Consider the following 24,123-nt stretch of genomic DNA (forward strand, 5'->3'; position numbering starts at 1 on the left):
TGACCTAATTGTGTAACTATATCCTATTTTTTCAAAAAATATTTTAAAAACGAGCAGGATTTCAGAAAAAATCGTGGAATTGATACACTAATGCTTTTATATAGGGAAAAGGTGGTGAACTACTGTGGAAGTTACTGACGTAAGATTACGCCGCGTGAATACCGATGGTCGCATGAGAGCGATTGCATCCATCACGCTGGATCACGAATTTGTTGTACATGATATTCGTGTGATTGATGGAAACAATGGTCTTTTCGTTGCGATGCCGAGTAAACGCACCCCTGATGGAGAGTTCCGCGATATTGCTCATCCTATTAATTCAAGCACGCGAGGAAAGATTCAAGATGCCGTGTTAAATGAGTATCATCGTCTGGGTGACACTGAAGCATTAGAATTCGAAGAAGCTGGAGCTTCTTAAAAAATAACCAAAAAGCAAGGACTGCTGAAAGGGCTGACATAAGCCTTTTGCCGGCGGTCCTTTTTTAATTCTGATTTTTCAAACTTAGTTGCACTCAATAGAAAATTCTTGCACTTCATGAAGTCTCCTTGAAATCAGAAGATATTTAGGATATATTTTTCTATGGATAAAAGGGATATTGGAGGCCAATAAATGGATAAGCGGTTTGCAGTTGTTTTAGCGGCTGGACAAGGAACGAGAATGAAATCGAAGCTTTATAAAGTCCTTCATCCAGTTTGCGGTAAGCCTATGGTAGAGCACGTCGTGGACGAAGCCTTAAAATTATCTTTATCGAAGCTTGTCACGATTGTCGGACATGGTGCGGAAGAAGTGAAAAAGCAGCTTGGTGATAAAAGCGAGTACGCGCTTCAAGCAGAACAGCTTGGCACTGCTCATGCTGTAAAACAGGCACAGCCATTTCTTGCTGACGAAAAAGGCGTCACGATTGTCATTTGCGGGGATACGCCGCTTTTGACAGCAGAGACGATGGAACAGATGCTGAAAGAACATACACAAAGAGAAGCGAAAGCTACGATTTTAACTGCGGTTGCAGAAGATCCAACCGGATACGGCCGCATTATTCGCAGCGAAAACGGAGCGGTTCAAAAAATCGTTGAGCATAAGGACGCCTCTGAAGAGGAACGTCTTGTAACTGAGATCAATACCGGTACGTATTGTTTTGACAATGAAGCGCTATTTCGGGCTATTGATCAGGTGTCTAATGATAATGCCCAAGGCGAGTATTATTTGCCGGATGTCATAGAGATTCTTAAAAATGAAGGCGAAACTGTTGCCGCTTACCAGACTGGTAATTTCCAAGAAACGCTCGGAGTTAATGATAGAGTTGCTCTTTCTCAGGCAGAACAATTTATGAAAGAGCGTATTAATAAACGGCATATGCAAAATGGCGTGACGTTGATTGACCCGATGAATACGTATATTTCTCCTGACGCTGTTATCGGAAGCGATACTGTGATTTACCCTGGAACTGTGATTAAAGGTGAGGTGCAAATCGGAGAAGATACGATTATTGGCCCTCATACGGAGATTATGAATAGTGCCATTGGCAGCCGTACGGTGATTAAACAATCGATAGTCAATCACAGTAAAGTGGGGAATGATGTAAACATAGGACCTTTTGCTCACATCAGACCTGATTCTGTCATCGGGAATGAAGTGAAGATCGGGAATTTTGTAGAAATTAAAAAGACTCAATTCGGAGACCGAAGCAAGGCATCTCATCTAAGCTATGTCGGCGATGCTGAGGTAGGCACTGATGTAAACCTGGGCTGCGGTTCAATTACTGTCAATTATGATGGAAAGAATAAGTATTTGACAAAAATTGAAGATGGCGCGTTTATCGGCTGCAATTCTAACTTGGTTGCCCCTGTCACAGTCGGAGAAGGTGCTTATGTGGCGGCAGGTTCAACTGTTACGGAAGATGTACCTGGAAAAGCACTTGCTATTGCCAGAGCGAGACAAGTAAATAAAGACGATTATGTGAAAAATATTCATAAAAAATAATCCTAAATTCGGAGGTTTATCCATGTCTAATCAATACGGAGATAAGAATTTAAAGATTTTTTCTTTGAATTCGAATCCAGAGCTTGCAAAAGAAATCGCAGATATAGTTGGAGTTCAATTAGGGAAATGTTCTGTCACAAGATTTAGTGACGGGGAAGTCCAAATTAATATCGAAGAAAGTATTCGCGGATGTGATTGTTACATCATCCAGTCTACAAGTGACCCCGTTAACGAGCATATTATGGAACTGCTGATTATGGTAGATGCGTTAAAACGCGCTTCTGCAAAAACGATTAACATTGTTATTCCTTATTACGGTTATGCGCGTCAAGACAGAAAAGCAAGATCCCGTGAGCCAATCACAGCTAAACTTTTCGCTAACCTGCTTGAAACAGCCGGTGCGACTCGTGTGATTGCACTTGACCTGCATGCGCCGCAAATTCAAGGATTCTTTGATATACCGATTGACCACTTAATGGGTGTTCCGATTTTAGGAGAATATTTTGAAGGCAAAAATCTTGAAGATATCGTCATTGTTTCACCAGACCATGGCGGTGTGACACGTGCCCGCAAACTGGCTGACCGACTAAAAGCGCCGATTGCGATTATCGATAAACGCCGTCCGCGTCCAAACGTGGCGGAAGTCATGAATATTGTAGGTAACATTGAAGGGAAGACTGCTATCCTCATCGATGACATTATTGATACTGCAGGTACGATTACACTTGCTGCTAATGCGCTCGTTGAAAACGGAGCGAAAGAAGTATATGCATGCTGTACACACCCTGTACTATCAGGCCCTGCGGTTGAACGGATTAATAATTCAACAATTAAAGAGCTTGTTGTGACAAACAGCATCAAGCTTCCTGAAGAAAAGAAAATTGAACGGTTTAAGCAGCTTTCAGTCGGACCGCTTCTGGCCGAAGCGATTATTCGCGTTCATGAGCAGCAATCTGTCAGCTACCTTTTCAGCTAAACCGATTTTGAAAGGTTTAAACCTTTATCGTTTTGGGTATTGTTTGTAATAGGACAACTAAAACGACAATAGGATGGTGCTGAATATGGCAACTTTAACGGCAAAAGAAAGAACGGACTTTACTCGTTCGTCTCTTCGGAATATCCGTACTTCAGGACATGTTCCAGGTATCATATATGGGAAGGATACGGGCAACAAACCTGTGTCATTAGACAGTGTGGAGCTCATCAAAACGCTGAGGGACGAAGGCAAAAATGCAGTCATTACGCTTGAGGTCAGCGGAGAAAAACACTCAGTCATGGTAACAGACCTGCAGACGGACCCGCTGAAAAATGAAGTCACTCATGCTGATTTTCAAGTAGTTAATATGAGTGAGGACATTGAAGTGGAAGTTCCGATTCATCTGACCGGAGAAGCCATTGGAGTGAAAAACGGGGGCGTACTGCAGCAGCCGTTATATGCACTTACTGTAAAGGCCAAGCCAAAAGCCATTCCGCAAACGATTGAGGCTGATATTTCAAGCCTCGATGTAAATGAAGTACTGACGATTGCGGATTTGCCTGCTGGCGGTGACTACTCCTTTAATCATGAATCAGATGAGGTTGTGGCTTCAATCCTTCCTCCGCAGCAGCAGGAAGCAGCTGAGGTCGATGAAGAGGAATCTGCCGATGCTCAGCCAGAAGGTGAAAACGAACAATAATAGCTTAAGGCGTAACCCTCCCGCGGTTACGTCTTTTGTGCTAGAATGAGAAGAATTATAGCCCGTTTATGAAGACGGGAGTTATGTGACTAAGGGAGGATTCGCCATGCTTGTGATTGCCGGTCTCGGAAACCCGGGGAAGAACTATGAAAATACACGGCATAATGTCGGATTTATGGTGATAGATCAGCTTGCAAAGGAATGGAATATAGAGCTGAATCAAAATAAATTTAACGGATTATACGGAACCGGATTTGTTTCCGGCAAAAAGGTTCTACTTGTTAAACCGCTTACATATATGAATTTATCAGGAGAATGTTTGCGGCCTTTAATGGACTACTATGATGTCGATAACGAAGATTTGACAGTCATTTACGACGACCTTGACCTTCCGACTGGCAAGATCCGTTTAAGAACGAAAGGAAGCGCCGGAGGGCACAATGGCATCAAATCACTGATCCAGCATCTTGGAACATCCGAGTTTGACCGTATCCGCATCGGAATCGGCCGGCCTGTAAACGGCATGAAGGTCGTTGATTATGTGTTAGGCTCCTTTACCAAGGAGGAGGCACCTGAGATCGAAGAAGCGGTTGATAAATCAGTGAAGGCTTGTGAGGCTTCTTTGAGTAAACCGTTTTTAGAAGTCATGAACGAATTTAACGCAAAGGTATAAAATGTAACAACAAAGTCCATACTACACCAAAATGACTTTTTCATCAGGAGGTCCCTTGTATGGCTTTACATTATTATTGTCGTCATTGCGGAGTGAAAGTAGGCAGTCTCGAATCTTCAATGGTATCGACAGACTCACTTGGATTTCAGCACTTAACAAATGAGGAAAGAAACGATATGATTTCTTATAAAGAAAATGGAGATGTCCATGTTTTGACGATATGTGAAGACTGCCAAGAGGCGCTTGACCGAAATCCGCATTACCACGAATATCACACATTTATTCAATAAAAAGCTTTGGTGTAGACACTAGACCAAAGCGTTTTTCTGTTCTCACAGGAAACAGAGAGGAGGGGCCATATGGACAACATTCAAACCTTTATAAAAGAAAGCGATGACTTTAAATCCATCATCAACGGTTTACACGAGGGCCTGAAGGAACAGCTGCTCGCCGGTCTGTCGGGTTCCGCGCGTTCTGTTTTTACTTCTGCTCTGGCTAATGAAACGAATAAGCCTATCTTTTTAATCACCCATAACTTATATCAAGCCCAGAAAGTAACAGATGATCTGACTTCACTTCTAGAGGATCGGTCTGTCCTTTTGTACCCCGTCAATGAACTCATTTCATCAGAAATCGCAGTTGCAAGCCCTGAATTGCGGGCACAGCGATTAGATGTCATTAATAGACTAACGAATGGAGAAGCGCCAATTGTCGTTGCTCCGGTAGCTGCAATCAGAAGAATGCTGCCGCCTGTAGAGGTGTGGAAAAGCAGCCAGATGCTCATTCAGGTAGGCCATGATATCGAACCTGACCAGCTTGCCTCACGGCTGGTAGAGGTAGGGTATGAGCGGTCTGATATGGTTTCTGCGCCTGGGGAATTCAGTATTCGCGGGGGAATCATTGACATTTATCCGCTGACTTCAGAGAATCCGGTGAGAATTGAACTTTTTGACACCGAGGTGGATTCAATCCGCAGCTTTAATTCAGATGATCAGCGGTCAATTGAGACCCTTACCTCGATCAATATCGGTCCCGCGAAGGAATTAATTATCAGACCGGAAGAAAAAGCGCGGGCGATGGAGAAAATCGATAGTGGTCTTGCCGCAAGCTTGAAAAAATTAAAGGCTGACAAACAAAAAGAAATACTTCATGCGAATATTTCTCACGATAAAGAACGCTTGTCTGAAGGCCAGACAGATCAGGAGCTCGTGAAGTATCTCTCATATTTCTATGAAAAGCCTGCTAGTTTACTAGATTATACACCTGATAATACACTTCTGATTTTGGATGAAGTCAGTCGGATTCATGAGATGGAAGAACAGCTTCAAAAAGAAGAAGCGGAGTTTATCACAAATCTTCTTGAGGAAGGGAAGATTTTGCATGACATTCGTTTGTCATTCAGCTTCCAAAAAATAGTGGCTGAGCAAAAACGGCCTCTGCTGTACTACTCTTTATTTTTGCGGCATGTACACCATACGAGCCCGCAAAACATCGTCAATGTGTCAGGCCGGCAAATGCAGAGTTTCCATGGCCAAATGAACGTGCTTGCGGGCGAAATGGAGCGTTTTAAAAAATCAAATTTCACTGTTGTGTTCTTAGGAGCAAACAAGGAACGTACACAGAAATTGTCATCTGTTTTGGCTGATTATGATATCGAGGCCGCCGTGACAGACAGCAAAAAAGCGCTTGTTCAGGGACAGGTCTATATCATGGAAGGCGAGCTCCAATCGGGATTTGAGCTGCCGTTAATGAAGCTTGCCGTTATTACGGAAGAAGAACTGTTCAAAAACCGTGTAAAGAAGAAGCCGCGAAAACAGAAGCTTACCAATGCAGAGCGCATCAAAAGCTATTCTGAGCTTCAAATTGGCGATTATGTCGTTCATATTAATCACGGGATCGGAAAATACCTGGGGATTGAGACTCTTGAAATCAACGGCATTCATAAAGACTATTTAAATATACATTATCAGGGAAGTGACAAGCTTTACGTCCCTGTAGAACAAATTGATCAGGTGCAAAAATATGTCGGCTCCGAAGGAAAAGAGCCAAAGCTGTATAAATTAGGCGGTAGTGAATGGAAGCGGGTCAAGAAAAAAGTAGAGACATCCGTTCAGGATATTGCTGATGACTTAATTAAGCTGTATGCCGAAAGAGAAGCGAGCAAGGGCTATGCGTTTTCTCCTGACCATGAGATGCAGCGTGAATTCGAATCGGCTTTCCCTTATCAAGAGACTGAGGATCAGCTCCGTTCTATTCACGAAATCAAAAAAGACATGGAAAGAGAACGTCCGATGGACCGCTTGCTGTGCGGAGATGTGGGCTACGGTAAAACAGAGGTTGCCATACGTGCCGCGTTTAAGGCGATCGGTGACGGAAAGCAGGTAGCTCTGCTCGTTCCGACAACAATTTTGGCACAGCAGCACTATGAAACCATAAAAGAGCGCTTCCAGGACTATCCGATTAATATCGGCCTTCTCAGCAGGTTCAGAACGAGAAAAGAAGCAAACGAAACAATCAAAGGGCTGAAAAACGGAACGGTTGATATCGTCATCGGGACGCACCGGCTGCTATCAAAGGATGTCGTGTATAAAGACTTAGGGCTCCTCATCATTGATGAAGAACAGCGTTTCGGTGTAACCCATAAAGAAAAAATCAAGCAAATAAAAGCCAATGTTGATGTATTAACGTTAACAGCAACGCCGATTCCGCGTACGCTGCATATGTCGATGCTTGGCGTAAGGGACCTTTCAGTCATCGAGACTCCGCCGGAAAATCGCTTCCCCGTACAGACGTATGTTGTGGAATACAACGGCGCTCTTGTCAGAGAGGCGATTGAACGTGAGCTTGCACGCGGAGGCCAGGTCTATTTCTTGTACAACCGGGTAGAGGACATTGAGCGGAAAGCGGATGAAATTTCAATGCTAGTCCCTGACGCGAAGGTAGCATATGCGCATGGGAAAATGACAGAAAATGAATTAGAAACCGTTATGCTAAGTTTTCTTGAAGGAGAATCAGACGTTCTCGTCAGCACAACCATTATCGAAACTGGCGTGGACATCCCGAACGTCAATACGCTGATCGTATTTGACGCCGACAAGATGGGACTTTCTCAGCTTTACCAGCTGCGGGGGCGTGTCGGCCGTTCTAACCGTGTAGCGTATGCGTACTTCACGTATCGCCGGGATAAAGTGCTGACAGAAGTGGCTGAAAAAAGGCTGCAGGCTATTAAAGAATTCACAGAGCTAGGTTCCGGTTTTAAAATCGCAATGCGTGACTTAACGATTCGCGGAGCCGGAAATCTTCTTGGTGCCCAGCAGCATGGCTTCATCGATTCTGTCGGGTTTGACCTCTATTCACAAATGCTGAAGGAGGCCATTGAGGAGCGTAAAGGAGACACAGCAAAGACAGAGCAGTTTGAAACAGAAATTGATGTCGAGCTTGATGCGTATATTCCGGAAACTTATATTCAAGACGGCAAACAGAAAATTGATATGTATAAACGCTTCAGGTCTGTGGCGACAATCGAAGAGAAGAATGAGCTTCAAGATGAAATGATCGACCGCTTTGGAAACTATCCAAAAGAAGTCGAATACTTGTTTACTGTTGCAGAAATGAAGGTCTATGCGAGACAGGAACGTGTCGAACTGATTAAGCAGGATAAAGATGCTGTCAGATTGACGATTTCTGAAGAAGCAAGTGCTGAAATTGACGGACAGAAGCTGTTTGAGCTTGGCAATCAATATGGCAGACAAATCGGACTGGGAATGGAAGGGAAAAAACTCAAAATCTCCATACAGACGAAAGGCCGTAGTGCTGATGAATGGCTCGACACCGTGCTGGGCATGCTGAAGGGCTTAAAAGATGTGAAAAAGCAAACCATTTCATCAACGTAAATTTTGTTACTCTCTGGTGTATATTACATTTGATGTGACGGATACTAATTTCAAGCGAGGCGGAAGGTACATAAAGTAACTGCTTTAGGTCTTTCCCACATGTATATACCATCAAATGAAAGAGAGGCACCAGAGATGAAAGCAACCGGTATCGTACGTCGTATTGATGACTTAGGTCGGGTCGTGATTCCTAAAGAAATTCGAAGAACTCTGAGAATCAGGGAAGGCGATCCGCTTGAGATTTTTGTAGATCGTGACGGAGAAGTGATTTTGAAAAAGTACTCTCCGATCAGTGAGCTTGGAGACTTTGCAAAGGAGTATGCAGACGCGCTTTACGACAGCCTCGGCCATTCAGTGCTGATTTGTGATCGTGATGTATATATTGCCGTGTCCGGCAGCTCCAAAAAAGATTACTTAAACAAGTCAATCAGCGAAATGCTGGAAAGAACAATGGATCAGCGCAGCTCCGTGCTTGAGAGTGATGCGAAATCAGTACAGCTTGTGAATGGAATTGATGAGGACATGAATTCTTATACTGTCGGCCCAATTGTGGCGAACGGTGATCCGATAGGTGCTGTGGTGATCTTTTCAAAAGATCAGACAATGGGCGAAGTAGAGCATAAGGCCGTTGAAACAGCAGCTGGATTTTTGGCTCGTCAAATGGAACAGTAGGTCTTATTCCTTTCTTCGAAAATAGGTATGTAAAGAACAGCTCTCCTTGGGACGCTGTTCTTTTTCATGCGTGCCGAAAAAGGAATCCAAGGGTTGGGATGTGGTATAATAACCTCGTTTTTATTTGTGCCGCGGTAATACGTGAACCGTATTGCCCCTGACGTTGGGAAGGAGCTTTTGGATGGACAATTCAATAGGCGTTAAACGGCATTGGATTTGGCAGGGGGCTTTTGTTTTAATTCTGGCAGGCGTAATCACAAAAATTTTAAGTGCCGTTTACAGAGTCCCGTTTCAAAACATTGTCGGCGATGTTGGATTTTATATATATCAGCAGGTATATCCCTTTCTTGGTATTGCGGTCATGCTGTCCACATCAGGATTTCCAGTCATTATTTCAAAGCTGATGAATGATTATAGTGAAAAAAATCATCACACCATATTAAAAATATCAGCGTTATTTTTGTCTTTAATCGGTATTTTATTATTTCTTTGTTTATATTTGGGTGCTGTTCCTATTGCACTCTTTATGGGAGATTCGCATCTAGCCGTGTTAATTCAAGTGACCGCGTACGCGTTTTTGCTGTTCCCATTTGTCGCGTTGCTTAGAGGCGGTTTTCAGGGGCGGCATGAAATGCTCCCTTCAGCCTTATCACAGATGACAGAGCAGTTTCTGCGTGTTGCGGTGCTCTTGGGTTTATCACTTTGGCTCGTGAAAAAGGGAGCCTCGCTTTATACTGCGGGAGCGGCAGCCGCTTCAGGCTCTCTTGCCGGAAGTTTGGTTGCATTGATGATACTGGGGTTTTTTTGGTTTAAAACGAAAAGAGACAACCAAACGGATAGGCAAAACGAAAATGTCATCACAACAAAAGAATTGACGAAAAAACTGCTTTTATATTCGGTTACAATTTGTGTAAGCAGTTTGCTGCTTTTGTTTATCCAGCTTGTTGATGCTTTGAATTTATATGCATTGCTTTCGGGCGGTGAGGCAAGCGAAGAAGCAAAACGCCTAAAGGGGATCTATGATCGGGGACAACCGTTGCTGCAGCTCGGTTCAATTTTCGCGGTAAGCATTGCGACGTCACTCGTCCCGTATATTTCTATGGCCGTAAAAAACAATGAGCTGAAGATCATGAAAGAAAAAATCACGTCATCTCTGAAACTATGCCTTGTGCTCGGTACGGGCGCAGCGGCTGGGTTGATTTGCATTCTAAAGCCGGTGAATATCATGCTGTTTCAAAATGGAGAAGGGACAGGTGCGTTACAAGTATTTAGCTGCTCCATTTTGTTTGCATCCTTGGCGGTAACGGCAGCGGCAGTCTTACAGGGAGCGGGGTACACAGTTTTTCCTGCGATAGCGGTGGGAGCGGGTGTTGCAGTGAAATGGGTGTTAAACACACTTTTGGTTCCGCGCTATGGGATTGAAGGCGCATCGCTTGCGACGGCGGCTTCCTTTGCGGCTGTCGCCGGCCTTAACTTGTATCAGCTTCGGCAAAAGGAATGGCTCGATAAGCTTAGAGGCGTTTTGATTCCGATTATTGGATCTGCTCTTTTGATGTCAGCTGTTTTGCTTGCGTATACGCGTCTATGGACTTTCTTGTTTCCTGCAACAGGAAGAGGAGCGGCTGTGATTGAGAGTCTTTCTGCTGTTGTCATTGGTGGCGCGGTGTTTATTTATTGTATAATGAGATTGGGAATATTTACAGATGAAGAGCTGAACAGTGTGCCATTCGGCAGCAAGTTAAGCAAATTCATGAGAAGGAGAGAACAAAATGGCGGGTAAAATTACTGTCGTCGGACTTGGTGCCGGAGACATGGACCAATTGACAATTGGTATACACAAGCTGCTGACGAAGGCAGATACGCTGTATGTCAGAACCAAGGATCATCCTTTAATTGAGGAGCTTGAAAAAGAAACGAAGAACATCCGTTTCTTTGATGATATATATGAGAAACATGATCAGTTCGAGGCGGTATATGAAGAAATTGCTGATATCCTCTTTGAAGCGGCGCGGCGTGAGGACGTGGTTTATGCTGTGCCGGGACACCCTTTTGTCGCAGAAAAAACAGTTCAGCTGCTGACGGAGCGGCAGGAAAAGGAAAACGTTCAAGTGAAAGTCGCGGGGGGACAAAGTTTCCTTGATGCCACATTCAATGCCTTGCAAATTGACCCCATTGAAGGTTTTCAATTTGTGGATGCCGGCACATTGTCCGCGGATGAGCTTGAGCTCAGACATCATCTGATCATATGTCAGGTTTACGACCAAATGACGGCTTCTGAAGTCAAGCTGACATTGATGGAGAAGCTGCCTGATGATTATGAGGTCGTCATTGTGACTGCAGCAGGCAGCCGTGGCGAGGAGATCAGGACAGTTCCATTATTTGAGCTGGACCGCAATGTCGCCTTGAACAACTTAACAAGTGTGTATATTCCGCCGATTAAAGAAGAGAAGCTGCTTTATCACGAATTCTCCACGTTCCGAAGCATCATCAGAGAGCTTCGCGGACCTAATGGATGTCCGTGGGATAAAAAGCAGACGCATCAGTCATTAAAGCAGTACATGATTGAAGAATGTTATGAGCTTCTCGAAGCTATTGACGAAGAAGACACAGACCATATGATCGAAGAGCTTGGCGACGTTTTGCTTCAGGTCTTGCTTCACGCGCAAATTGGTGAAGATGAAGGTTATTTCACAATTGATGATGTCATAAAAGGAATCAGTGAAAAAATGGTCCGAAGACATCCCCATGTGTTTAAAGATGTTAAGGTTCAGGATGAAAACGATGTTTTGGCCAATTGGGAAGATATAAAAAAGGCCGAAAAAAATACATCTGAATCATCGTTACTAGACAGCGTACCGAAAACCCTTCCAGCTCTTTCGAAAGCTGCTAAATTGCAGAAAAAAGCAGCGAAGGTCGGTTTTGACTGGGAAGACGTCAGCGATATTTGGGAAAAGGTAAGTGAGGAAATGAAGGAGTTTTCTTCTGAGGTTTCTGAAGCTCCTCACGAACACAATCTTAAAGCTGAGTTTGGCGACATTTTGTTCGCGCTGGTGAATGTAGCCCGCTTCTACAAAATAGAGCCAGAGGAAGCGCTGACCATGACTAATGACAAATTCCGGAGACGGTTCTCTTACATTGAGGAAACAGCGAAGGAAAAGGGAGTCGAGCTGGCTGATATGTCCCTTGAGGACATGGACAAACTGTGGAATGAAGCAAAAGAAACTGAGAGGAGATCATAGATATGAGATTAGATAAATTTTTGAAAGTATCACGGCTGATCAAACGGCGTACACTAGCGAAGGAAGTAGCTGACCAAGGACGAATCTCTATTAACGGAAACCAAGCTAAAGCAAGCTCTGACGTAAAACCGGGAGATGAACTAACGGTCCGCTTCGGCCAAAAGCTTGTAACGGTTCAAGTTAATGAATTGAAAGACACGACGAAAAAAGAAGAAGCTGCAAACATGTACACGATTCTAAAAGAAGAAAAACTCGGCGAATAGGCTTGTTCTAAAAAAATCCCCCACCTCATACAATGCAGTAATAATGCTAAAAGTATCGAGGATATGGGGGCTGAATAGATGAATTCATATTATGATCAAAAAGGTTCTTCGTCTGTTCCGGAACAGCATGATGTGACAATGAAAGGCCGGAAGCATTTAGATATTTCTGGGGTTAAGCATGTGGAGAGTTTTGATAACGAAGAATTCCTGCTGGAAACGGTGATGGGAATGCTCTCCGTCAGAGGCCAAAACCTGCAGATGAAAAATCTTGATGTGGAAAAAGGGATTGTTTCGATTAAAGGCAGGGTATTTGATTTAGTGTACTTAGACGAACAACAAGGGGATAAAGCTAAAGGGTTTTTTAGCAAGTTGTTTAAATGACGCTGACGACACAATTCTATACAATGCTGGCGATGTCCGGTATGGGTCTCTGGCTTGGTGCTTCGCTTGATACATACCGGCTCTTTGTCATTCGTGCCAAAACAGCCAGATGGCTATTATTTATTCATGATATTCTTTTCTGGATTGTGCAAGGGCTGCTTTTCTTTTATGTCTTGCTTCATGTAAATGAGGGAGAATTCAGGATTTACATCTTTTTAGCGGTTCTGCTGGGCGTTGCGACGTATCAGAGCCTTTGCAAACGAATCTATATAAAAATACTGAAATTCATCATTTACCTTGTTGTTTCTGTTTATCAATTCTTCAAAAAACTCATTCAGCACGTGTTATTTCGTCCTATTGTGTGGACATGCGGAGCGATCATCTGGATGGCGGCATTTTTATTCAATAAAACATACAGCCTGATTGGTTTTCTCCTGCTGTGTCTATATAAAATAGTCATGGTTCTGTGTTTTCCGATCCGTTTTATCGCGAAACAATGTTTGAAACTTCTTCCTGTGAAAATGCGTCTAACTTTTAGACGTTATTTTGAAAAAGGTGCAGGATTTCTCAAAAAGAAGAAGAAACTATTGATAACCATAAGAACGACCATTACACGGTTTTTGAAGAAATGAAAGGAGGACCGTCTGGTTTGAATTTTTCCAGGGAACGAACGATAACTGAAATACAAAATGACTATAAAGAACAAGTAGAACGGCAAAATCAGCTGAAGAAACGAAGACGCAAAGGGCTGTACAGACGGTTAACTGTATTCGGCGCCCTAGTATTCCTGACGGCAATTGTGCTGGCAAGCTCTGTATGGTCCCAAACATCTTCCCTTAGTGCAAAAGAAGAAAAGAAAGAACAGCTTGAAAAAGAACTGAAAAGTTTAAAGACAAAACAAACGGATTTAAAAGAAGAAATATCCAAATTGAAGGATGAGGATTACGTCACAGAGCTTGCCAGAAGGGACTTATTCATGTCTGGAGACGGAGAAATTATCTTCAATGTGGAGAAGAAGAGCAAGTAGCCTTGTTGACACTTAAATTTTTATTTAGGTATAATTAAGCAAACGATCTTTTTATAAGCCTAAGGAGGAGCACTTTTTTTATGTCGATTGAAGTTGGCAGCAAGTTGCAAGGGAAAATTACAGGTATTACAAATTTTGGAGCATTTGTTGAATTGCCTGGAGGCTCAACCGGTCTCGTTCACATTAGTGAGGTAGCTGATAATTATGTCAAAGACATTAACGACCACTTAAAAGTCGGCGACCAAGTTGAAGTGAAAGTCATCAACGTTGAAAAAGACGGGAAAATTGGTTTATCTATTAAAAAAGCTAAAGACCGTCCGCAAGCCAGACCTAGAAATGATTTCCGTCCGAAAGAATCTTTTGAACAGAAAATGAATAAGTTTTTAAAAGACAGCGAAGATCGCTTGTCATCTTTAAAACGCAATACGGAATCAAAACGTGGAGGGCGCGGAGCAAGAAGAGGATAACTTGCTGCTTTCTATAAAATAAATGAAGCATCCGTTCATCCCGACGGATGCTTTTTTATTATCCTCACCCTCTTTAAGAGTCAGAAAATTACAACATTAAAGTTTCTGTTGACGAAAGAGACAAACCTTTGTATTATATAACTTGTGCTTAGAAGCACAAAACAATATGGCGGTGTAGCTCAGCTGGCTAGAGCGTACGGTTCATACCCGTGAGGTCGGGGGTTCGATCCCCTCCGCCGCTACCATATTTGTTTGGCCCGTTGGTCAAGCGGTTAAGACACCGCCCTTTCACGGCGGTAACACGGGTTCGAATCCCGTACGGGTCATCCTAAAAAATCGGTTTCTCTTGCAGAAGCCGATTTTTTTCATTTTTAGACAACATTTCGGACATAAACGAATATCAAGGCAGAAACCGTCGAAGATTTCTTTGGTATTGTTACCTTCTTTTGACAAAATCCTATCTGTGCTTTCGCTATAATGACAGGCAACGAATATAACAGGTGGGAGATGAGAGGAATGGAAAAAGCAGAAAGAAGAGTGAACGGGCCAATGGCGGGACAAGCTTTGGAAAAACTCCAATCGTTTTTTAACAGGGGCACGAAGCTGGTGACTCATCATTTGCATTCACTGTTTTTCTATAAAGGATTCATTTATGTTGTCATCGGATTTTTGCTTGGACGTGCTTTCATATTATCCGAAGTGCTTCCTTTCGCACTTCCTTTCTTTGGAGCGATGCTTCTCATCAGAAGAGACAAAGCGTTTTATGCGGTTTTGGCTGTGCTTGCAGGTGCGCTGACCATATCTCCAAAGCACTCATTGCTCATACTGGCGGCATTGCTGGCATTCTTTGTATTTTCTAAAGTGGCTGCCTTCATTACCGACGATCGTGTAAAAGCACTCCCGATTGTCGTGTTCTTCTCCATGACTGCAGCAAGAGCCGGGTTTGTTTATGCCCAAAATGGCGTATTTACAACCTATGATTATGTAATGGCTATCGTTGAGGCTGGACTTTCGTTTATCTTAACACTGATTTTTCTCCAGAGCCTTCCGATTTTCACTGTGAAAAAAGTGAAACAATCATTAAAAATAGAGGAAATTATCTGCTTTATGATTCTTATTGCTTCTGTTTTAACGGGGCTGGCCGGCTTGTCCTACCAAGGAATGCAGGCAGAACATATATTGGCTCGTTATGTTGTATTGAGTTTTTCCTTTATTGGCGGAGCAAGCATTGGCTGTACGGTTGGTGTTGTGACCGGCCTGATTCTTGGCTTGGCGAATATCGGAAACCTCTATCAGATGAGTCTGCTTGCTTTTTCCGGTTTATTAGGCGGTTTGCTGAAGGAAGGAAAAAAAGCGGGTGCAGCAATCGGTCTGATCGTTGGATCACTTCTTATATCTTTATATGGTGAAGGCTCTGCCGGTCTGATGACAACGCTCTATGAGTCATTAATCGCAGTCGGCCTGTTTTTGCTCACACCTCAATCTATTACAAGGAAAGTGGCGAGATATATTCCGGGAACTGTCGAGCATCTTCAAGAGCAACAGCAATACGCTAGAAAAATCCGTGATGTCACTGCTCAGAAGGTAGACCAGTTCTCCAATGTATTTCACGCGCTGTCTGAAAGCTTTGCAACCTTTTACCAAGCATCAGACGAACAGACAGATGACAGCGAAGTTGATCTGTTCTTAAGCAAAATCACGGAGCATTCCTGTCAGACGTGCTACAAGAAAAACAGGTGCTGGGTACAGAACTTTGATAAAACATATGACTTAATGAAACAAGTTATGCTTGAAACAGAGGAAAAAGAATATGCATCAAACAGAAGGCTGAAAAAAGAGTTTCAACAGCATTGTTCTAAATCAAAGCAGGTTGAAGAGCTGATTGAGGATGAGCTCGCACATCATCATGCCCATTTGACACTCAAGAAAAAAGTCCAAGACAGCAGGCGTCTTGTTGCTGAACAGCTTTTAGGCGTTTCTGAAGTCATGGCCGACTTTTCTCGGGAAATAAAAAGAGAGCGAGAACAGCACTTTCTGCAGGAAGAGCAAATCATAGAAGCGCTTCAGCATTTCGGAATTGAGATTCAGCATGTCGAGATCTATAGCCTTGAACAAGGAAATATCGATATTGAAATGACCATTCCGTTCAGCGGACATGGAGAAAGTGAAAAAATCATTGCCCCTATGCTGTCTGACATTCTGGAAGAACAAATTCTTGTGAAAGCCGAACAGCACTCTCCGCATCCGAATGGATACAGCCATGTCGCCTTTGGTTCAACAAAATCATACAGGGTGTCCACGGGAGCTGCTCACGCTGCGAAGGGCGGCGGCCTTGTCTCCGGCGACAGCTACAGCATGATGGAGCTTGGAGCCAGAAAATATGCTGCAGCAATCAGTGACGGAATGGGCAATGGCGCAAGAGCGCATTTTGAAAGCAATGAAACGATCAAGCTTCTTGAAAAAATCCTTGAATCGGGAATTGATGAAAAAATAGCAATTAAAACGATCAACAGCATACTGTCTCTAAGGACAACTGATGAAATATATTCCACGCTTGACCTGTCTATTATCGATCTTCAAGATGCCAGCTGTAAATTTTTGAAGGTTGGATCGACGCCCAGCTTTATCAAACGGGGTGACCAGGTCATGAAAGTTCAAGCGAGCAATCTGCCAATCGGTATTATTAATGAATTCGATGTGGAGGTTGTGAGTGAACAGCTGAAAGCGGGTGACCTCTTAATTATGATGAGTGATGGCATTTTTGAGGGGCCTAAGCATGTGGAAAATCACGACTTATGGATGAAGCGTAAAATGAAAGGGTTGAAAACAAATGACCCGCAGGAGATTGCCGATTTGCTTATGGAAGAAGTCATCCGCACAAGATCCGGTCAAATTGAGGACGATATGACTGTTGTTGTCGTCCGGATTGATCACAATACACCGAAGTGGGCATCCATTCCTGTTCCGGCAATCTTTCAAAACAAACAAGAAATTTCATAACGCTTCCGTATAAATCAAATTTCTTCTGGCGAAGATGGGAATATATGAATCTGAGAATCCTCGTATTCTCCAGGAGGAATGAATGTGAACAACGGACATTTAAATCAAATTTTGCTGATAACGGATGGCTGCTCAAACCATGGGGAAGACCCGCTTGCAATGGCTGCTTTTGCTAAAGAGCAGGGGATTACGGTAAATGTCATTGGTATAATGGAAGAAAATCAAATTGACCCTGAGGCAATGAAGGAAGTCGAAGGGATTGCACTTGCCGGAGGAGGCGTGCACCAAGTCGTTTATGCATCTCAGCTTTCACAAACTGTTCAAATGGTAACAAAAAAAGCGATGACGCAAACCTTACAAGGTGTAGTCAATCAAGAACTGAAACAGATTCTCGGAAAGAATGTGGAAATGGAAGAGCTTTCTCCGGAAAAACGCGGCGAAGTCATGGAAGTGGTCGACGAGCTTGGAGAAACGGTGCATCTTCAGGTTTTGGTTCTTGTTGATACAAGTGCAAGTATGGCGCCAAAGCTTCCTACAGTAAAAGAGGCGCTGATTGATTTGTCTGTAAGCCTCAATTCCCGAATCGGGAATAACGAATTTGCGATGTGTATATTTCCCGGGAAAAAACAAGAGGTCGAACTTGTGCTGAACTGGACACCGAAGCTGCAATCTCTTTCCACACTCTTTGCAAAGCTTTCGACAGGCGGCATCACGCCGACAGGTCCGGCAATTCGTGAAGCGACACTGCAGTTTGAAAAAATACGCTCAAGAAGGGGCATGCTGGCAGATGATGAACGACGCTTTGACGAGTTTGGCATGTAGCCTCAAGCCGGGTACGACAATCAAAGGCAAGTGGAATGGAAACACTTATACATTGCGTAAACAGCTTGGTAAAGGGGCCAATGGAATTGTGTATTTGGCAGAAGCATCAGATGGACATGTTGCCTTAAAGGTGAGTGATGACAGCCTGTCTATTACCTCTGAAGTGAATGTCTTGAAATCTTTCTCAAAGGCCCAGTCCGTTACGATGGGGCCTTCTTTTTTTGATACGGATGATGCCTATATTTCCAGTGCCAATACGAAAGTTTCATTTTATGCAATGGAATACATAAAAGGGCCGCTGCTTTTGAAGTATGTCAGTGATAAAGGAGCAGAGTGGATACCTGTATTAATGATTCAGCTGTTATCCAGCTTATCGGTGCTTCACCAGCAAGGATGGATATTCGGCGATCTTAAACCTGATAATCTGATCGTAACTGGTCCGCCCGCAAGGATCCGCTGCATTGATGTGGGCGGCACGACAAAGGAAGGCCGGGCGATAAAAGAGTATACGGAGTTTTATGACAGAGGCTATTGGGGGTATGGAACAAGAAAGGCAGAGCCATCCTACGATCTGTTCGCAGTTGCCATGATTATGATCAACAGTGTGCATAAAAAAGAATTTAAGAAAACGAACCAGCCCAAAGAACAGCTTAGGTCTCTCATCGAAGGAAACCCTCTGCTTCAAAAGTATAAAAAAGTGCTTTTTTCAGCCTTGAACGGAGATTATCAATCCGCAGATGAAATGAAGAAGGATATGCTAGACGCGGGGCAAAAAGCAGCACAAAGAAAACAGCCTATAAAAGCATCACCGCAGCCTGCTACACGACAAAGACAGCAAAAACCGCGCCAAGGAAAAATAACGAAGACGCGATATACCCCAAAACAGAAACCGGCTAAGTCGGGGGGGTTATTTGAAACAACGCTTATCGTGATCAGTGTTTTAGCGCTTTATTTCGCCTATATTATCTTTTTCTTAATCTGAATGGCGCAAACTGCAGAGCCTATGCTTCTTCTTTGCTTGGAGGGGTTGAAAGTGTTAGGATATGAATATCTTTAAAATACCTGCTCATTGTGAGGAGGACATTGTGAAAAGTGTCAAAGATTTTTTTAACAAACACAATCTTACGTTAAAAGGGGCGACAATCATTGTAGGCGTTTCCGGCGGTCCGGACTCAATTGCTCTTCTTCACGCGTTGCATACGTTATGCGGCCGTTCAGCGAATGTTATTGGAGCTCACGTTGACCATCGGTTCAGAGGTGCGGAATCCGAGGAGGACATGCGTTTTGTCCAAGCTTATTGTAAAGCTGAACAGCTCGTGTGCGAAACGGCCCAAATCAATGTAACAGCATATGCACAGGAAAAAGGACTCAATAAGCAGGCTGCAGCACGCGATTGCCGCTACCGGTTTTTTGAGGAAATCATGTCGAAGCACCAAGCGGACTATCTGGCTCTTGCGCATCATGGTGATGACCAGGTTGAAACAATGCTTATGAAACTGGCTAAGGGTACGCTTGGAACGGGACTTGCGGGAATGCAGCCGGTTAGACGTTTTGGGACGGGGCGGATCATCAGGCCGTTCTTAACCATTACAAAGGAAGAGATCCTTCACTATTGCCGTGAAACCGGCTTGAGCTACCGGACGGATGAAAGCAACGCCAAAGATGACTACACAAGAAACAGATTCAGAAAAATAGTGCTCCCGTTTTTGAAGCAGGAATCTCCTGATGTGCATAAAAGGTTTCAGAAAGTGAGTGAAGCACTGACGGAAGATGAGCAATTCTTACAGTCATTAACGAAAGATGAAATGAATAAAGTAATCACAAGCCAGTCTAATACATCAGTTGAAATCAATTCCTCTCAATTGCTTGCCCTCCCGATGCCTTTACAAAGAAGAGGAGTTCAACTAATATTAAACTATCTTTATGAAAACGTTCCATCATCCTTTTCAGCCCATCACATTCAGCAGTTTCTCGATTGGGCGGAAAATGGCAGTCCTTCAGGAGTATTGGACTTTCCGAAAGGGCTGAAGGTGGTCAAATCATATCAGACATGTTTGTTTACATTTGAACAATGGCAGTGCAAAAATGTTCCCTTTGAATACCAAATTAGCGGAGCTGCTGATGAAACGGCAGTGCTCCCCAATGGATATCTGATAGAGGCAAAGCATTATGCGGACTCGCCTGAAGAACATGGGAATGCTGTTTTTATCACAAGTGAAAAAAAGGTGCGGTTTCCCTTAACAATCCGGACGAGAAAAGCTGGAGACCGGATCAAACTAAAAGGGATGAACGGCTCAAAAAAGGTAAAGGATATATTTATTGATAAGAAACTGCCTCTCCAAGAAAGAGACAACTGGCCGATTGTGACGGACGCAAGCGGTGAAATTATCTGGATACCTGGCTTGAAAAAATCAATTTTTGAAGATCTTGTGATTCCAAACAGCGACCGCATTGTATTACAATATAGACAGCATGAAAAGTGTAGGGGGCAAGCAAAATCATGATGAAACATGATATCGAGAAAGTACTGATCTCAGAGGAAGAGATACAAAAGAAAGTAAAAGAGTTAGGTGCAGAATTAACGAGCGAGTATCAAGATACATTTCCGTTGGCAATCGGTGTGTTAAAAGGAGCACTTCCTTTTATGGCGGATCTTATCAAGCATATTGATACATATTTGGAAATGGATTTCATGGATGTATCAAGCTACGGAAATTCTACGGTTTCTTCTGGAGAAGTCAAAATCATTAAAGATTTGGATACATCTGTAGAGGGCCGGGACATCTTAATTATTGAAGATATCATCGACAGTGGGTTAACCTTAAGTTATCTCGTAGAGCTCTTCCGATACCGTAAAGCAAAATCAATTAAGATTGTTACCCTTTTGGATAAACCGAGCGGAAGAAAAGCGGACATCAAAGCAGACTTTGTCGGTTTTGAAGTTCCTGACGCGTTTGTAGTGGGTTACGGACTTGATTATGCTGAGCGCTATCGCAATCTGCCTTATATCGGAGTGTTAAAACCGGCAGTTTATGAAAGCTGATCGGCAGCCTGCTTCCGAGATGGTTATTGTTTGTATTGGAATGATTTTCTATGGTACTATTGAACATAGTTGTGCTTACTGTGGGAGGAGGTAAGGAATGAATCGGGTCTTCCGTAATACCATTTTTTATTTACTTATTTTATTAGTAGTAATCGGGGTTGTGAGCTACTTCCAGACCTCAAATCCGAAAACAGAAAATATGTCGTACAGTACGTTCATCAAAAACCTGGATGACGGGAAAGTTGATAGCGTATCGGTTCAGCCTGTCAGAGGTGTTTATGAGGTAAAAGGGCAGCTGAAAAACTACGACAAAGATCAATACTTTTTGACTCATGTTCCTGAAGGAAAGGGAGCAGACCAGATATTTAACGCTTTGAAAAAGACAGACGTAAAGGTTGAGCCCGCTCAAGAAACAAGCGGATGGGTGACGTTCCTGACGACCATCATCCCATTTGTCATTATCTTTATTCTGTTTTTCTTCCTGCTCAATCAGGCTCAAGGCGGCGGCAGCCGTGTCATGAACTTTGGCAAGAGTAAAGCGAAGCTGTATACAGAGGAAAAGAAACGCGTCAAATTTAAAGACGTTGCAGGGGCTGACGAAGAAAAGCAAGAACTTGTTGAAGTTGTTGAGTTTCTGAAAGATCCCCGCAAGTTTGCCGAGCTCGGCGCCAGAATACCGAAAGGCGTGCTTTTAGTCGGACCTCCGGGTACCGGTAAAACATTGCTTGCCAAGGCTTGTGCAGGAGAAGCCGGCGTACCTTTCTTCAGTATCAGCGGATCTGATTTCGTTGAAATGTTTGTAGGGGTCGGTGCTTCCCGTGTGCGTGACTTGTTTGAAAATGCGAAAAAGAATGCGCCTTGTTTGATCTTCATTGATGAAATTGACGCAGTCGGACGCCAGCGTGGCGCTGGTCTCGGCGGTGGACACGATGAACGTGAACAGACGCTAAACCAATTGCTTGTTGAAATGGACGGATTCAGCGCTAATGAAGGAATTATCATCATTGCTGCGACGAACCGTGCGGACATCTTGGACCCAGCCTTACTTCGTCCGGGACGTTTTGACCGTCAAATCACAGTGGACCGCCCAGATGTCATTGGCCGTGAAGCTGTATTGAAAGTCCATGCGAGAAACAAACCGCTGGATGAAACGGTTAACCTAAAATCAATTGCCATGAGAACACCAGGCTTCTCGGGCGCTGACTTAGAAAACCTCTTGAATGAAGCTGCGCTTGTAGCGGCTCGTCAAAACAAGAAAAAAATCGATGCGCGTGATATTGACGAAGCGACGGACCGTGTAATTGCCGGACCTGCTAAGAAGAGCCGCGTTATCTCCAAGAAAGAACGCAATATCGTGGCTTATCACGAAGGCGGACACACCGTTATCGGTCTCGTTTTAGATGAGGCAGATATGGTTCATAAAGTAACGATTGTTCCTCGGGGCCAGGCTGGCGGTTATGCTGTTATGCTGCCAAGAGAAGACCGTTATTTCCAAACAAAGCCGGAGCTGCTTGATAAAATTGTCGGCCTCTTGGGCGGACGTGTTGCTGAAGAGATTATCTTCGGTGAAGTCAGCACAGGGGCGCACAATGACTTCCAGCGTGCGACGAATATTGCAAGACGAATGGTTACGGAATTCGGTATGTCAGAAAAACTGGGACCGTTGCAATTTGGACAGTCTCAGGGCGGTCAGGTATTCTTAGGCCGTGATTTCAACAACGAACAGAACTACAGTGATCAAATCGCTTACGAAATTGATCAGGAAATTCAGCGCATCATCAAAGAATGTTATGAACGTGCGAAACAAATCCTGACTGAAAATCGTGACAAGCTTGAATTGATTGCCCAAACGCTTCTGAAAGTTGAAACGCTTGACGCTGAACAGATCAAACACCTTATCGATCATGGAACATTACCTGAGCGTAATTTCTCAGATGATGAAAAGAACGATGATGTGAAAGTAAACATTCTGACAAAAACAGAAGAAAAGAAAGACGATACGAAAGAGTAATTCGCTTTCTTTCTAAAAAAAACTGCCGGCTGACGCTGGCAGTTTTTTTATGTAAATGATGGGCTCAGCAGCGGCTTTTACAATCATCCAATTCTGGTATCGATTTGTTTACAAATGAGCCGCTGATCGTGTATGGTATTGTAGAATGTTTGTAAAAAGTAAAGTAGAGAAACTATTCAAAAGTGGTGATAGAGGTTGTTACTGGTTATCGATGTGGGGAACACCAATACTGTACTTGGTGTATATCATGATGGAAAATTAGAATATCACTGGCGTATAGAAACAAGCAGGCATAAAACAGAAGATGAGTTTGGGATGATTTTGCGCTCCTTATTTGATCACTCCGGGCTTATGTTTGAACAGATAGATGGCATTATTATTTCGTCAGTAGTGCCGCCAATCATGTTTGCGTTAGAAAGAATGTGCACAAAATACTTTCATATCGAGCCGCAAATTGTTGGTCCGGGTATGAAAACCGGTTTAAATATAAAATATGACAATCCGAAAGAAGTGGGGGCAGACAGAATCGTAAATGCTGTCGCTGCGATACACTTATACGGCAATCCATTAATTGTTGTCGATTTCGGAACCGCCACAACGTACTGCTATATTGATGAAAACAAACAATACATGGGCGGGGCGATTGCCCCTGGGATTACAATTTCGACAGAGGCGCTTTACTCGCGTGCAGCAAAGCTTCCGCGTATCGAAATCACCCGGCCCGACAATATTATCGGAAAAAACACTGTTAGCGCGATGCAATCTGGGATTTTATTTGGCTATGTCGGCCAAGTGGAAGGAATCGTTAAGCGAATGAAATGGCAGGCAAAACAGGAACCAAAGGTCATTGCCACAGGAGGCCTGGCGCCGCTCATTGCGAACGAATCAGATTGTATAGACATCGTTGATCCATTCTTAACCCTAAAAGGGCTGGAATTGATTTATGAAAGAAACCGCGTAGGAAGTGTATAGGAG

General features: G+C 43.5%; 22 protein-coding genes and 2 tRNA genes. All 24 read left to right on the forward strand.

Annotation, left to right across the window (positions count from 1 at the left end; all coding sequences use genetic code 11):
* Nucleotides 1-124: 124 nt before the first annotated feature.
* The 24 genes from spoVG to MHH79_RS00420 all read left to right on the forward strand — a co-directional run bounded on the left by spoVG (nucleotide 125) and on the right by MHH79_RS00420 (nucleotide 24,120).
* A complete protein-coding gene (gene spoVG, locus MHH79_RS00305) occupies nucleotides 125-418 on the forward strand; it encodes a septation regulator SpoVG (protein ID WP_003218346.1) in 294 nt (97 codons plus the stop codon).
* Between the two features lie 192 nt (nucleotides 419-610).
* Nucleotides 611-1,981, forward strand: a complete 1,371-nt coding sequence (glmU, locus tag MHH79_RS00310; RefSeq protein ID WP_192858149.1) for a bifunctional UDP-N-acetylglucosamine diphosphorylase/glucosamine-1-phosphate N-acetyltransferase GlmU — start codon at nucleotides 611-613, stop codon at nucleotides 1,979-1,981.
* Nucleotides 1,982-2,003: 22 nt separating this feature from the next.
* Nucleotides 2,004-2,957 carry a ribose-phosphate diphosphokinase gene (locus tag MHH79_RS00315; protein WP_003218353.1) on the forward strand — a complete coding sequence of 318 codons (954 nt, stop codon included), beginning with the start codon at nucleotides 2,004-2,006 and terminating at the stop codon, nucleotides 2,955-2,957.
* Between the two features lie 85 nt (nucleotides 2,958-3,042).
* Entirely contained in the window at nucleotides 3,043-3,657 is a 615-nt protein-coding gene (locus tag MHH79_RS00320) for a 50S ribosomal protein L25/general stress protein Ctc (RefSeq protein WP_181218067.1), read from the forward strand.
* Between the two features lie 106 nt (nucleotides 3,658-3,763).
* Nucleotides 3,764-4,330 carry an aminoacyl-tRNA hydrolase gene (gene pth / locus MHH79_RS00325; protein WP_003226727.1) on the forward strand — a complete coding sequence of 189 codons (567 nt, stop codon included), beginning with the start codon at nucleotides 3,764-3,766 and terminating at the stop codon, nucleotides 4,328-4,330.
* Between the two features lie 59 nt (nucleotides 4,331-4,389).
* The gene (gene fin / locus MHH79_RS00330; RefSeq protein ID WP_003243417.1) at nucleotides 4,390-4,620 is read left to right on the forward strand and encodes an anti-sigma-F factor Fin; all 231 of its coding nucleotides are present in this window, start codon (nucleotides 4,390-4,392) and stop codon (nucleotides 4,618-4,620) included.
* Between the two features lie 69 nt (nucleotides 4,621-4,689).
* Nucleotides 4,690-8,223, forward strand: coding sequence for a transcription-repair coupling factor (mfd, locus tag MHH79_RS00335; RefSeq protein ID WP_014478601.1), 3,534 nt, complete (start codon nucleotides 4,690-4,692; stop codon nucleotides 8,221-8,223).
* A 135-nt stretch (nucleotides 8,224-8,358) separates the two neighbouring features.
* Nucleotides 8,359-8,895: a stage V sporulation protein T gene (gene spoVT, locus MHH79_RS00340; protein WP_003218365.1), complete on the forward strand. Its 537-nt coding sequence runs from the start codon at nucleotides 8,359-8,361 to the stop codon at nucleotides 8,893-8,895.
* Nucleotides 8,896-9,076: 181 nt separating this feature from the next.
* Nucleotides 9,077-10,675, forward strand: coding sequence for a polysaccharide biosynthesis protein (locus tag MHH79_RS00345; RefSeq protein ID WP_340034906.1), 1,599 nt, complete (start codon nucleotides 9,077-9,079; stop codon nucleotides 10,673-10,675).
* Nucleotides 10,665-12,134 carry a nucleoside triphosphate pyrophosphohydrolase gene (gene mazG, locus MHH79_RS00350; protein WP_063336212.1) on the forward strand — a complete coding sequence of 490 codons (1,470 nt, stop codon included), beginning with the start codon at nucleotides 10,665-10,667 and terminating at the stop codon, nucleotides 12,132-12,134. Before MHH79_RS00345 ends, mazG begins: the two co-directional genes overlap by 11 nt.
* A 2-nt stretch (nucleotides 12,135-12,136) precedes the next feature.
* A complete protein-coding gene (locus tag MHH79_RS00355; protein WP_003226716.1) occupies nucleotides 12,137-12,397 on the forward strand; it encodes a S4 domain-containing protein in 261 nt (86 codons plus the stop codon).
* Nucleotides 12,398-12,475: 78 nt separating this feature from the next.
* Nucleotides 12,476-12,778: a sporulation protein YabP gene (yabP, locus tag MHH79_RS00360; protein WP_003226714.1), complete on the forward strand. Its 303-nt coding sequence runs from the start codon at nucleotides 12,476-12,478 to the stop codon at nucleotides 12,776-12,778.
* A complete protein-coding gene (yabQ, locus tag MHH79_RS00365; protein WP_063336213.1) occupies nucleotides 12,775-13,410 on the forward strand; it encodes a spore cortex biosynthesis protein YabQ in 636 nt (211 codons plus the stop codon). The genes yabP and yabQ overlap by 4 nt, the downstream gene beginning before the upstream one ends.
* A 17-nt stretch (nucleotides 13,411-13,427) precedes the next feature.
* Nucleotides 13,428-13,805: a cell division protein DivIC gene (gene divIC, locus MHH79_RS00370; protein WP_003243211.1), complete on the forward strand. Its 378-nt coding sequence runs from the start codon at nucleotides 13,428-13,430 to the stop codon at nucleotides 13,803-13,805.
* Between the two features lie 80 nt (nucleotides 13,806-13,885).
* The gene (locus MHH79_RS00375; RefSeq protein WP_003218379.1) at nucleotides 13,886-14,272 is read left to right on the forward strand and encodes a S1 domain-containing RNA-binding protein; all 387 of its coding nucleotides are present in this window, start codon (nucleotides 13,886-13,888) and stop codon (nucleotides 14,270-14,272) included.
* Nucleotides 14,273-14,440: 168 nt separating this feature from the next.
* Nucleotides 14,441-14,517: transfer RNA gene (locus MHH79_RS00380), tRNA-Met, on the forward strand.
* Between the two features lie 9 nt (nucleotides 14,518-14,526).
* A tRNA-Glu gene (locus MHH79_RS00385) sits at nucleotides 14,527-14,598 on the forward strand.
* 190 nt (nucleotides 14,599-14,788) lie between these two features.
* Nucleotides 14,789-17,272, forward strand: a complete 2,484-nt coding sequence (gene spoIIE / locus MHH79_RS00390; RefSeq protein WP_015482694.1) for a stage II sporulation protein E — start codon at nucleotides 14,789-14,791, stop codon at nucleotides 17,270-17,272.
* An 84-nt stretch (nucleotides 17,273-17,356) separates the two neighbouring features.
* A complete protein-coding gene (locus tag MHH79_RS00395; RefSeq protein ID WP_003243782.1) occupies nucleotides 17,357-18,094 on the forward strand; it encodes a VWA domain-containing protein in 738 nt (245 codons plus the stop codon).
* A complete protein-coding gene (gene prkT / locus MHH79_RS00400) occupies nucleotides 18,060-19,076 on the forward strand; it encodes a serine/threonine protein kinase PrkT (protein ID WP_100506886.1) in 1,017 nt (338 codons plus the stop codon). Before MHH79_RS00395 ends, prkT begins: the two co-directional genes overlap by 35 nt.
* A gap of 103 nt (nucleotides 19,077-19,179) precedes the next feature.
* Entirely contained in the window at nucleotides 19,180-20,598 is a 1,419-nt protein-coding gene (gene tilS, locus MHH79_RS00405) for a tRNA lysidine(34) synthetase TilS (RefSeq protein ID WP_340034907.1), read from the forward strand.
* Complete coding sequence (hpt, locus tag MHH79_RS00410; RefSeq protein WP_003226700.1) at nucleotides 20,595-21,137, forward strand: hypoxanthine phosphoribosyltransferase; 543 nt, start codon at nucleotides 20,595-20,597, stop codon at nucleotides 21,135-21,137. Before tilS ends, hpt begins: the two co-directional genes overlap by 4 nt.
* A 97-nt stretch (nucleotides 21,138-21,234) precedes the next feature.
* The gene (ftsH, locus tag MHH79_RS00415) at nucleotides 21,235-23,148 is read left to right on the forward strand and encodes an ATP-dependent zinc metalloprotease FtsH (protein ID WP_003243881.1); all 1,914 of its coding nucleotides are present in this window, start codon (nucleotides 21,235-21,237) and stop codon (nucleotides 23,146-23,148) included.
* 195 nt (nucleotides 23,149-23,343) lie between these two features.
* Complete coding sequence (locus MHH79_RS00420; RefSeq protein WP_010886388.1) at nucleotides 23,344-24,120, forward strand: type III pantothenate kinase; 777 nt, start codon at nucleotides 23,344-23,346, stop codon at nucleotides 24,118-24,120.
* The last annotated feature ends 3 nt before the right edge of the window (nucleotides 24,121-24,123 follow it).

The sequence above is a fragment of the Bacillus sp. FSL K6-0993 genome (assembly GCF_037977205.1).
In the GTDB taxonomy this organism is placed as follows: Bacteria; Bacillota; Bacilli; order Bacillales; family Bacillaceae; genus Bacillus; species Bacillus subtilis.